We start from the raw sequence: 10,940 nt of genomic DNA, 5'->3' as shown, positions 1-10,940 counted from the left end.
TGGGAAAGAATGCCAATGCCCAATGCGATAGGGCCCCAAGTCGGCGGGCGACGGTTCATCCCACCCCAGCCACGGAGTGGGCTTTCCCGCCGGCTTTCTGTAACGAATTAAATTCCGCACATACTCTGCGTCCCCTTCGGGTTCATCAGTTCGACGGGACGGAAACCGACTCCGCCGACTGATTCACCTCTGCGCTTACTCTGTGTTCCTCTGCGTTTAAAAACGCGCTCGTTTTGACGCGATCGCTGTACTAAGAGTATTCCATTTCTCGCTCATATGCGTAAATAAAACTTTTTGTCAAGTATATATTCTAGATTTAGGTGCATTTGCCTACCCCTAAACGCAGTATTTTCACGAATATTTTTCACCCTAGTTTCACTGATTTTCTAACCAGAGGAAGAGGTAATATATTTAAAATTACTCCTCAGTAATTATATTAATAAAGTAGTAAAAAAGCGAAAGAATTGATATTTGTAACGAAAAATCCTTCATATATCAATTCCTTAATATTGAGTAGGCTTTACTAAGAAGAAGTAGCAAAACTTCAGTAATTACAAAAGACTCGGCGACAAGTTAAATTACATTTTCATTACCATTGTCATTTGTCCCAAGTTCCCAAAGACAAATGACTAATAAATATTCTAGAGGAATTGCCCATGATTGTTGATTCGCACTCTTATACAACACTTGGCGGTGTGCGTGTCTCTCGCTTTATGACAGAAGTCAATATAGACACAGCACTAGAAGACATTTTATTTTATCTAAATTCTCAGCGTGGAGGCTTGCTGACTAGCAGCTACGAATATCCAGGTAGATACAAAAGATGGGCGATTGGATTTGTCAATCCCCCCTTGGAACTAACTACAAGAGAGAATAGTTTTACATTAAAAGCATTAAGCGATCGCGGCAAAATTCTCTTACCATTAGTCTTTGAGCGTTTATCGCAATCGAAGCAACTTCAAGAAGTAATTTCAGATAAAGATAATATTACTGGGACTGTCAAGAAAACACAACAATTATTTGCGGAAGAAGAGCGCAGTAAACAACCTTCAGCATTTACAGTTGTCCGAGAAATTCTGCATACCTTCTCAAGTAAAGAAGACGAACATTTAGGACTTTATGGTGCATTTGGTTACGACTTAGTTTTTCAATTTGAGCCGATTCCCCAGTGTTTAGATCGTCCTGAAGACCAGCGTGATTTAGTATTATATCTGCCTGATGAATTAGTCGTAGTTGACTACTATCTACAAAGCGCATTTCGTCTTCAATATGAATTTGAAACAGCGCATGGCAGCACAAATTATCTTCCTCGCACAGGTGAATCGATAGATTATCGCGGCAAACGTCTTCAACCCGCACAAGCTGCTGACCATAAAAGAGGCGAATATGCCAAGCAAGTTGAAGTAGCACTCGATTACTTCCGTCGAGGCGATTTATTTGAAGTAGTTCCCAGTCAAAACTTTTTTGAATCTTGCGAACAATCACCCAGCAAACTATTTGAAACCTTAAAGAAAATCAATCCCAGTCCTTACGGATTCATTTTCAATTTAGGTGGAGAATATCTCATCGGTGCATCCCCAGAAATGTTTGTCCGCGTTGAAGGTAGGCGCGTAGAAACCTGCCCGATTAGTGGTACTATTAGCCGGGGACAAGATGCCATTGACGATGCCGATCAAATTCTTTTGTTACTCAACTCCCACAAAGATGAGTCTGAGTTGACAATGTGTACCGACGTAGATCGCAATGACAAATCACGAATTTGTGAACCCGGTTCAGTCAGAGTAATTGGGCGTCGGCAAATTGAATTGTACAGCCACCTGATTCATACAGTCGATCACGTTGAAGGCACATTACGAGAAGAATTTGACGCCTTAGATGCATTTCTTTCCCATACATGGGCAGTTACAGTAACCGGCGCACCCAAACGCGCTGCCATGCAATTTATCGAACAGCATGAACGTAGCGCTAGACGTTGGTATGGTGGTGCAGTTGGCTATCTCAGCTTTAATGGTGATTTGAATACCGGTTTGATTTTGCGAACAATTCGCTTAAAAGATTCAATCGCTGAAGTACGAGTTGGTGCAACAGTTCTTTACGACTCGATACCACAAGCCGAAGAACAAGAAACAATTACCAAAGGTGCTGTTTTATTTGAAACAATTCGCCGCGCCAAACAAATAGACGAGAAAATCGAGGAATGCAGCAATAAAAACTTGAGTAAATGCATTCCCGATGCTGAACCCGGTAAGCACATCTTACTAATTGACCACGAAGATTCATTTGTTCACACACTAGCTAATTACATCCGGCAAACCGGCGCAAGCGTCACCACACTACGTCATGGCTTTGATGAATCGCTTTTTGATACAATACGTCCTGACTTAGTTGTTTTCTCTCCAGGTCCCGGCAGACCAAGCGAATTTAAAGTTCCGGAAATGGTCGCCGCTTGCGTCCGCCGCAAAATTCCCATTTTTGGAGTTTGTCTGGGGCTGCAAGGCATTGTAGAAGCTTTTGGTGGAGAATTAGGAGTTCTCAACTATCCCCAACATGGTAAATCCTCGCGGGTTTTCATCACCGATACAGATTCGGTGATGTTTAAAGACTTGCCGGAATCCTTCGCCGTGGGTAGATATCATTCACTATTTGCTCTACCATTACAAATGCCGGCAGAACTGAAAGTGACAGCAATTTCCGAAGACAACGTAATTATGGGAATTGAACATCAAACACTTGCGATCGCTGCGGTTCAGTTTCACCCAGAGTCAATCATGACTTTGAACGGCGAAATCGGTTTAGCCATCATCAAAAACGTTGTACGTAAATACACGCAAACGAAAGAGTCGGTAGTTATTAGTTAAATGGGCATGGGGCATGGGGCATGGGGCATTGGGCATTGGGCATGGGGCATTGGGCATTGGGCATTGGGCATTGGGTAAAATTCCTCTCCCCCTGCCCCCCCTGCTCCCCCTGCTCCCCTGCTCCCCCTGCTCCCCATCCCCCACTCCCCCCCTCTCAAAAACTCTCCCCCTCCCCATGACCCAAGCCCCTCCCCGTCACATTCTCAAAGAAATTGTCTTGCAAAAAAGGCAAGAAGTTGTCCAAATGCAGCAAGAAATGCCTTTGGCAACTGTGCAAAATCAGTTAAATGATGCACCAAAGGTGCGAGATTTCCTCGGCGCTTTACAGCAAAGTCCTTATAGACCTAGCTTAATAGCCGAGGTAAAAAAAGCATCACCAAGTCGTGGTATTATTCGAGCAGACTTTGACCCGATCGCGATCGCCAAATCTTACGAAAGCGGTGGTGCAGCTTGTATCTCTGTCCTCACAGATGAAAAATTCTTTCAAGGCAGTTTCGACAATCTGCGTCGCATCCGTCCAGAGGTAGAATTGCCGCTACTCTGCAAAGAATTCATCATTCACCCCTACCAAATTTATACAGCAAGAGCGGCGGGCGCAGATGCTGTATTATTAATTGCAGCCATCCTCACAGATGAAGGACTCCAAGACTTTTCGCGACTAATTCACCAATTGGAAATGACTGCGCTGGTAGAAGTTCACACCTTAGCCGAACTGAATCGCGTACTCAAGCTTGAGGGTATACGCTTGGTAGGAATTAACAACCGCAATTTAGAAAATTTTACGGTTGATTTAGCAACTACACAGCAACTTTTAGCGCAACGGCAGCAAGAATTGCTTTCCTTGGATATTACCGTCGTCAGCGAATCGGGATTATTTACACCCGCTGATTTATCCTTAGTGGCTGAAGCTGGTGTGCGTGCAGTTTTGGTGGGAGAATCTTTAGTGAAACAAAGCGATGTAGAACAAGCTACACGTAATTTGTTTCCGAAGGAATAAGTTAGTTGTTAGTTGATAGTTGATAGTTGGTAGTTGATAGTTGATAATTGATAGTTGGAGCGTTGGAGCGTTGTTTTCCCCATTTCCGCGTTTTCCATTACCGCGTTCCCCATTCCCCATTACCCATTTTCCGTATGACTTCTATTTCTCATCACTTTCAAACTTTAAGAAATCGCCAACAGTGTGCTTTTATTCCGTTTATTACAGCTGGCGATCCTAACTTAGAAACTACCGCCGAAGCTTTACGCATCTTAGATCGCAATGGTGCAGACTTTATAGAATTGGGTGTTCCTTACTCCGATCCTTTGGCAGATGGTCCGGTGATTCAAGCAGCAGCAACTCGCGCTTTGCAACGAGGAACAAAATTAGAACAAGTGTTAGAAATGTTGCAAGCTGTGATTCCCAGCTTGAAAGCGCCGATAATTTTATTTACTTATTACAATCCGATTTTGTACCGGGGTATTAAGTCATTTTTAGCGGAAATTGCTAATGTAGGGGTACGCGGTTTGGTCGTGCCAGATTTACCTTTAGAAGAAGCAGAAGAATTAATTCAAACTGCTGCTAGTTTCGGAATTGAGGTAATATTGCTTGTAGCGCCTACCAGTTCTCAAGATAGAATTGTGGCGATCGCTCGTCAATCTCAAGGATTTATCTACCTCGTCAGTGTAACAGGCGTTACCGGAATGCGCTCTCAAATCCAACTCCGCGTCAAGGATTTGATTACAGAATTGCGAAGCGTCACCGATAAACCGATTGGCGTTGGCTTTGGTATTTCCGCACCCGAACAAGCACATCAAGTTATGGAATGGGGCGCAGATGCCGTAATTGTCGGTAGCGCCTTCGTCAAAAAATTAGCAACTGGTAGTCCCAGCGAAGGACTGCAAGCTGTAGAAAAACTTTGTCAAGAACTCAAAGCAGCGATTACCCCCACCGCATCCCTGCAAAAAGTAGGTTCGGTTTAAATTATACCCATTCCCCACTCCCCATTCCCCACTCCCCACTCCCCACTCCCCACTCCCCACTCCCCACTCCCCACTCCCCCACTCCCCACTCCCCACTCCCCCACTCTCCCACTCCCCATTCCCCATTCCCCAATAAAGGATTTTAACCAGTGGTAAGCATTCAAGATATCAACACTATCATTTCACCTGAGACAGCGCGACCAGACTCGTTAGGCAGATTTGGTAAGTTCGGCGGTAAGTACGTCCCAGAAACCTTAATGCCCGCATTAAGCGAGTTAGAAACCGCATACGAGCAATATCGCCACGATGCCAGCTTTCAAGAAGAGTTGCAAGGTTTACTCAAAGACTACGTGGGAAGACCTAGCCCGTTATATTTCGCCGAACGCCTGACCAAGCATTACGCTCGACCTGACGGCACTGGACCGCAAATTTATTTAAAGCGTGAAGATTTAAATCATACAGGCGCTCACAAAATTAATAACGCTTTAGCGCAGGTGTTATTGGCAAAGCGCATGGGTAAAAAGCGGATTATCGCCGAAACCGGTGCAGGTCAGCATGGAGTCGCTACGGCAACCGTGTGTGCGCGTTTTGGTTTTGAATGCGTGGTTTACATGGGTGTTCAGGATATGCAACGCCAAGCCCTGAACGTATTTCGGATGCGTTTGATGGGTGCGGAAGTACGTCCGGTCGAAGCTGGTACGGGTACTTTGAAAGATGCTACCTCAGAAGCGATTCGCGATTGGGTGACGAATGTCGAGACCACCCACTATATCTTGGGTTCCGTTGCTGGTCCTCATCCCTACCCGATGTTAGTGCGTGACTTTCATGCCGTAATTGGTACAGAAACTCGCGCTCAATGTCAAGAGAAATGGGGCGGTTTGCCAGATATTCTTTTGGCTTGTGTTGGTGGTGGTTCTAATGCGATCGGCTTGTTCCACGAGTTTGTAAATGAAGCATCTATCCGCCTGATTGGAGTTGAAGCGGCAGGTGAAGGTGTCGATACAGAAAAACATGCAGCCACCTTGACAAAAGGACGAGTAGGTGTATTGCATGGTGCGATGAGCTATCTACTGCAAGATGACGATGGTCAGGTAATCGAGGCACATTCGATTAGTGCAGGGTTAGATTATCCCGGTGTGGGTCCTGAGCATAGTTATCTAAAAGAAATTGGTCGCGCCGAATATTACAGCGTGACTGATAAGCAAGCTTTAGAAGCATTGCAGAGACTTTCGCAGCTAGAAGGAATTATTCCTGCTTTAGAAACCGCTCATGCGATCGCCTATCTTGAAACCCTTTCTCAAGAGCTTGATGGTAATCCCCGAATCATCATCAACTGTTCAGGTCGTGGTGACAAAGACGTGCAAACAGTCGCGAAAGCGCTCAGTGTCGAGTAGTTAGGAGTTAAGAGTTATTGGTTAGTGGTTAGTGGTTATTAGTTAGTGGTTAGTGGTTAGTGGTTAGTGCTTAGTTGATAGTGGGGATTTGAAGAGGGGAAAAGGGAAAAGGAGAAAGGGGAAAGAGGAAAAGCCCAATGCCCAATGCCCATTGCGATAGGGCCCATTGCCCAACAACCATCAACCATCAACTATCTACTATCCACGCTCCAACCATCAACGCTCCAACCATCAACCAACAACCAATATGATAGCCACAACCCAAGCTCCATCTAACAACATTCCCGTCACTCCCGACCAAAATTGGTCTGATTTATTAAAACAATTACTCGACAAGCGATCGCTCACAGTTTCTCAATCTGCGGACTTGATGCAAGGTTGGCTGACAGATGCTGTTCCCCCCGTCCTAACCGGAGCGATTTTAGCCGCAATTCAGGCAAAAGGCGTATCCACAGAAGAATTGGTTGGTATGGCTGGTGTCTTGCAATCCCAGTCAATAGGGGGACAAAGGGGACAAGGAAGACAAGGAGGACAAGGAGACAAGGAGACAAGGAGACAAGGGGACAATTCTTTCTCCCCATCCCCCCCTCTCCCCATCCCCCCCTCTCCCCCTCTCCCCCTCATCGACACCTGCGGAACTGGTGGAGATGGAGCTTCAACTTTCAACATATCAACTGCTGTCGCTTTTGTAGCTGCTGCTGCTGGGGTAAAAGTTGCCAAACATGGCAATCGTTCAGCATCCAGCAAAACCGGTTCTGCTGATGTGTTGGAAGCTTTGGGTATAAATCTTAATGCCAGTCCCAAGAAAGTGGAGTCCGCAGTTGATGCAGTTGGGATGACCTTTTTGTTTGCCCCAGGATGGCATCCAGCATTGAAAGCAGTTGCCGCTTTGCGAAAAACTTTGAAAGTGCGGACTATCTTTAATTTGCTTGGACCTTTGGTGAATCCAATGCGACCGACAGGGCAAATTATTGGTGTGAGTGACCCACTTTTGTTAGAAACGATCGCTCAAGCATTATCGCAACTCGGATGTCGTCGAGCGATCGCTCTCCACGGCAGAGAAAAGTTAGATGAAGCAGGTTTGGCAGACATCACTTACCTAGCTGTACTTCAAGAGCAAAAAGTTCGCTGCATCACACTCAATCCGCTAGAATTGGGTTTAAGTCATGCTCCTACTGAAGCCTTGTGCGGTGGAGATGTCCAAGAGAATGCAGAAATCTTAAAAGCTGTTTTGCAAGGGAAAGGCACTCAAGCGCAGCAAAATGTAGTTGCTTTAAATACCGCTCTAGCCCTACAAGTTGGCGAAGTATTTGATAGCAACTCCACAGATATTCTGGAAAATTGTGTTCAAGGCATCGCTCTTGCCAAAGAAGTACTGCAAAGCGGTGCTGCTTGGACTAAATTACAACAACTGGCTGAATTTTTACGCGATTAACTGTTAGCAACTTAGTGAACTAATCGGAGAAAAAGAAATGATTGTCATCCTAAAAAACGGTACACCTCAAGAAGAAATTACTCGAATCAGTCAAGAAATCAGTGAAACATGGGGAGTCAAAGTAGAAAAAAGCATCGGCAAGCACAAAGTTGTTTTAGCGATGATTGGCGATACTCCTAGCATCAATCCGTTGCAAATCAAGGGGTATAGCCCTTGGATTGAGGAAGTATTGCGAGTACAGCAACCGTTCAAACGGGTGAGTCGCGAATTCCGATATGGAGAAGCTAGCGAAGTTATTGTACCGACACCTAATGGTAATGTCTACTTCGGTGAAAATCATCCGATTGTCGTGGTAGCCGGACCGTGTTCAGTTGAGAATGAACAGATGATTGTGGAGACAGCAAAGCGGGTGAAAGCAGCAGGAGCCAAGTTCATCCGTGGTGGAGCGTACAAACCTCGTACCTCACCTTACGCATTCCAAGGACATGGTGAAAGTGCTTTGGGCTTGTTAGCAGCTGCCCGTGAAGCTACAGGTTTAGGCATCATCACAGAAGTGATGGATACTGCCGACTTAGCAGCAGTGGCAAGAGTAGCTGACGTGATCCAAGTGGGAGCGCGGAATATGCACAACTTCTCGTTGTTGAAAAAAGTAGGCGCTCAAGATAAGCCAGTATTGTTGAAGCGTGGAATGTCCGCCACAATTGATGAGTGGTTGATGGCAGCAGAATATATCCTAGCTGGAGGAAATCCGAATGTAATTCTTTGTGAGCGGGGAATTAGAACCTTTGATGGTAAATATGCTCGCAATACCTTAGATTTGTCGGTGCTTCCAGTATTGCGATCGCTTACCCATCTACCAATCATGATTGACCCCAGTCACGGTACAGGTAGGTCTGAGTACGTTACACCAATGGCAAAAGCAGCGATCGCCGCCGATACAGATGCATTAATGATTGAAGTTCACCCAAATCCAGCGAAAGCCCTATCTGATGGACCTCAATCCCTCACTCCCGATAAATTTGACATCTTGGCTCAAGAAATGGCAGTAATTGGCAAAGTAGTTGGACGCTGGTCTGAGCGTGCCTTGGTAGGTTCTATTTAATTCTTCGATTTTGAATTGAAAGAATTGTAGATAGTTGGGTGCGTTGGCGCAATTCGTAACGCACCCAATTTCATGTTTTATCTTTTTCAAAAATTATTTATTAGTTGATTTATCTTTACTCATAATTGCGAAAAATCATCAAATAGTTATTGTTATTTTTTGGAAAAACCAATAACTCTTTTATTTATAAATAATAAAATAATCTAAAAATTAGACAACGTTATCAAAATATTTTTCATTGTAAATCTCAGTCAATTTTTTTAACATATTTTGTAAAAGTGGCATTAATTACAAGTTGCTTTTGGTCAGTACACATGTAATTAAACTCATAAAGCTAAATACAATAATAGCTTTTAACTAGATTGGGTAACAAATCACAAACAACTCACTAAGTCAAGTTAATTTTGCATTTTTTAAGTTCCTTGATTAAGCAAAATTTTTGTCCTCAAACCAGAAGGATTATATCTAATGGCAGATTCTAATGTTAACTCTTTGACCAGCAATCCCCTTGATGGTGGTAGCTCAACGGGTGGCAATATCATTGGTAGCAATTCCAATACTTTTGATGATGGCATCTCATATCAAGGTAGCAGCAGTTCATCGGATCTTAGGCAATCACCCTTCGGTCGTTTAAGTGGAGTTACTGATTTAAACACCATATTTAATGGTGTCGGTAGTGGAGGCGAAAACCCGTTTGCTAACAATCCATTAGGTGCCCAAGTACTGTTTGGTGGTGACAATCAGGGGGGATCGCCCTTTGCTAATTTAAGGACGAACATTGAGAATCTAGTTGGTAGCAGCACCAATGGCAGCAATAGCACTAATCCGTTTGTAAACGGTGGCATTTCCGCTCAGTCTGCGGATGATGGCACCACAAGTTTTAGTGGTAGCAATATTCCGTCATTCGCTGATGGTGACACAAACATAACCGCGTTTGAGATGAGGGTTATGATTGATAACCTGGTTAACTCGAAGCTCAGTGAAAATGGTATTAATGTAGGTGTAGGTGGTGCTATCCCCATCGAAGGTGGCGGCATCGGTACCGGTCTTGAAGGTGGCAATCTGAGCGATCCGTTTGCACCTGGAGGCAGCAACCCATTTGGCATCCCATTTGATGAGATATTAAGTGAGTTTGGCATCCCATCAGATGAGACATTAAGTGAGTTTGGCATCCCATCTGATAGCAGCTTTAGTGAAGGTTGAATAGCGTCATTCGATAGTGGCAATCTATTCGCTTAGTACGGTCATTGCACAAGTTAAAGCGCGAATTGAAGTTAGACATTGTAGCAATCTGGGTTCCTCTGCCTTTTTATTTAAACCTTCAATTCGCGACAATTTTAGGCAAAGCAGTACTAAGTAGCAACTATTCTTGTGTTTTTTAAATTATGCCGCAACTTAAAAGTAAAGACCTAGATTGTTAAGCTCGTTACGACTAAAAGATGATGACAGTAATGAAACTGTCATCAAACATCTTGTGTAGACAAATTTATATTTCCAAACAACAGTAAAATACTCTCCTTCTTTGTAGTGAGCGGTTTCCCGCTCATATCTTCCTTCAACTTATCTTTGATATGCAAAATTTGCTTCTATTAAAACCTGAGTGAGGAGAATTATTTATGGCAACTTACACTGGCAATTCCATTAATGAGCTTAATCAATCAGTGACAGGTGATAGCTTGTCAACTGGTATTAGCAATCCCTTAGCTGTTAATGACAATCTCTTGACTGGCAGCTTGAGTACCTCTTTTTTTGGTAGTAGCAGTCTGTCTGAAATTGAAGACAGCAGTAACTCAAGCTTCCAAAATATTGGTGGTAGTAGCAGCAATTCCACAACAGTTATTAAAAGCAACCCTTTTGCTATTGTTGGCAACGTAGTTGTTGGTAATGGTCAATGGATAATCAATAATGAAACCACACCAGAGAGTGTTTCTTCAGCGTTCGCGGCTAGTGTTGACCAATTGCTTGACTCGGTTATTGTCAAACTGCGTAACAGATTGCCCTTGAGTGATGCTGGCAATGGTTTGAGTGATAGCAATCCCTTTGCTAATGGAAACAACCCTTTTGGTGATGGCAATCAGCCTTCAGCACCAGGTTTGGTATTGAATGCCAGCGGTGAAAACCCGTTTGTAAGTGGTGAAAATCCGGTTGCAGGTGGTGAAAATCTGGTTGTAAGTGGTGAGAATCCGTTTGCA

Annotated in this window: 10 protein-coding genes; 9 read left to right on the top strand and 1 reads right to left on the bottom strand. The window is 44.1% G+C overall.

Features of this window, described 5'->3' with window-relative positions; genetic code table 11:
* Positions 1 to 656: 656 nt before the first annotated feature.
* The gene (locus AABK37_RS37120; RefSeq protein ID WP_432556454.1) at positions 657 to 2,858 is read left to right on the top strand and encodes an anthranilate synthase; all 2,202 of its coding nucleotides are present in this window, start codon (positions 657 to 659) and stop codon (positions 2,856 to 2,858) included.
* Here AABK37_RS37120 and AABK37_RS37115 read toward each other — a convergent pair.
* Positions 2,855 to 2,995 (bottom strand): histidine kinase, encoded by a 141-nt coding sequence (locus AABK37_RS37115; RefSeq protein ID WP_432556453.1) that lies wholly within the window; start codon positions 2,993 to 2,995, stop codon positions 2,855 to 2,857. The two genes, AABK37_RS37120 and AABK37_RS37115, sit on opposite strands and share 4 nt — an antisense overlap.
* Before the next feature lie 38 nt (positions 2,996 to 3,033).
* On the opposite strand from AABK37_RS37115, the gene trpC reads away from it, so the two are divergent.
* From trpC to AABK37_RS37075, 8 genes are all read left to right on the top strand, one after another.
* The gene (gene trpC, locus AABK37_RS37110; protein WP_432556452.1) at positions 3,034 to 3,855 is read left to right on the top strand and encodes an indole-3-glycerol phosphate synthase TrpC; all 822 of its coding nucleotides are present in this window, start codon (positions 3,034 to 3,036) and stop codon (positions 3,853 to 3,855) included.
* Positions 3,856 to 3,989: 134 nt separating this feature from the next.
* Positions 3,990 to 4,817: a tryptophan synthase subunit alpha gene (trpA, locus tag AABK37_RS37105; protein WP_432556451.1), complete on the top strand. Its 828-nt coding sequence runs from the start codon at positions 3,990 to 3,992 to the stop codon at positions 4,815 to 4,817.
* Positions 4,754 to 4,963 (top strand): hypothetical protein, encoded by a 210-nt coding sequence (locus tag AABK37_RS37100; RefSeq protein WP_432556450.1) that lies wholly within the window; start codon positions 4,754 to 4,756, stop codon positions 4,961 to 4,963. Before trpA ends, AABK37_RS37100 begins: the two co-directional genes overlap by 64 nt.
* 12 nt (positions 4,964 to 4,975) lie before the next feature.
* Complete coding sequence (gene trpB, locus AABK37_RS37095) at positions 4,976 to 6,211, top strand: tryptophan synthase subunit beta (protein WP_432556455.1); 1,236 nt, start codon at positions 4,976 to 4,978, stop codon at positions 6,209 to 6,211.
* A 247-nt stretch (positions 6,212 to 6,458) separates the two neighbouring features.
* The gene (gene trpD, locus AABK37_RS37090) at positions 6,459 to 7,646 is read left to right on the top strand and encodes an anthranilate phosphoribosyltransferase (protein WP_432556449.1); all 1,188 of its coding nucleotides are present in this window, start codon (positions 6,459 to 6,461) and stop codon (positions 7,644 to 7,646) included.
* A gap of 37 nt (positions 7,647 to 7,683) precedes the next feature.
* Complete coding sequence (gene aroF / locus AABK37_RS37085; RefSeq protein ID WP_432556448.1) at positions 7,684 to 8,748, top strand: 3-deoxy-7-phosphoheptulonate synthase; 1,065 nt, start codon at positions 7,684 to 7,686, stop codon at positions 8,746 to 8,748.
* A 468-nt stretch (positions 8,749 to 9,216) separates the two neighbouring features.
* The gene (locus AABK37_RS37080) at positions 9,217 to 9,951 is read left to right on the top strand and encodes a hypothetical protein (protein WP_432556447.1); all 735 of its coding nucleotides are present in this window, start codon (positions 9,217 to 9,219) and stop codon (positions 9,949 to 9,951) included.
* A gap of 413 nt (positions 9,952 to 10,364) precedes the next feature.
* Positions 10,365 to 10,940: hypothetical protein (locus tag AABK37_RS37075; RefSeq protein ID WP_432556446.1), on the top strand; the 576-nt coding region annotated here is incomplete at its 3' end.

The sequence above is a fragment of the Tolypothrix sp. VBCCA 56010 genome (assembly GCF_050875635.1).
Classification (GTDB): domain Bacteria; phylum Cyanobacteriota; class Cyanobacteriia; order Cyanobacteriales; family Nostocaceae; genus Hassallia.
This window is presented reverse-complemented; position numbering and strand designations above follow the sequence as displayed.

Coding starts and splice junctions, on each gene's coding strand:
- AABK37_RS37120 (WP_432556454.1), top strand. CDS start 657: ATGATTGTTGATTCGCACTCTTATACAACACTTGGCGGTGTGCGTGTC.
- AABK37_RS37115 (WP_432556453.1), bottom strand. CDS start 2,995: ATGGGGAGCAGGGGGAGCAGGGGAGCAGGGGGAGCAGGGGGGGCAGGG.
- trpC (WP_432556452.1), top strand. CDS start 3,034: ATGACCCAAGCCCCTCCCCGTCACATTCTCAAAGAAATTGTCTTGCAA.
- trpA (WP_432556451.1), top strand. CDS start 3,990: ATGACTTCTATTTCTCATCACTTTCAAACTTTAAGAAATCGCCAACAG.
- trpD (WP_432556449.1), top strand. CDS start 6,459: ATGATAGCCACAACCCAAGCTCCATCTAACAACATTCCCGTCACTCCC.
- aroF (WP_432556448.1), top strand. CDS start 7,684: ATGATTGTCATCCTAAAAAACGGTACACCTCAAGAAGAAATTACTCGA.
- AABK37_RS37080 (WP_432556447.1), top strand. CDS start 9,217: ATGGCAGATTCTAATGTTAACTCTTTGACCAGCAATCCCCTTGATGGT.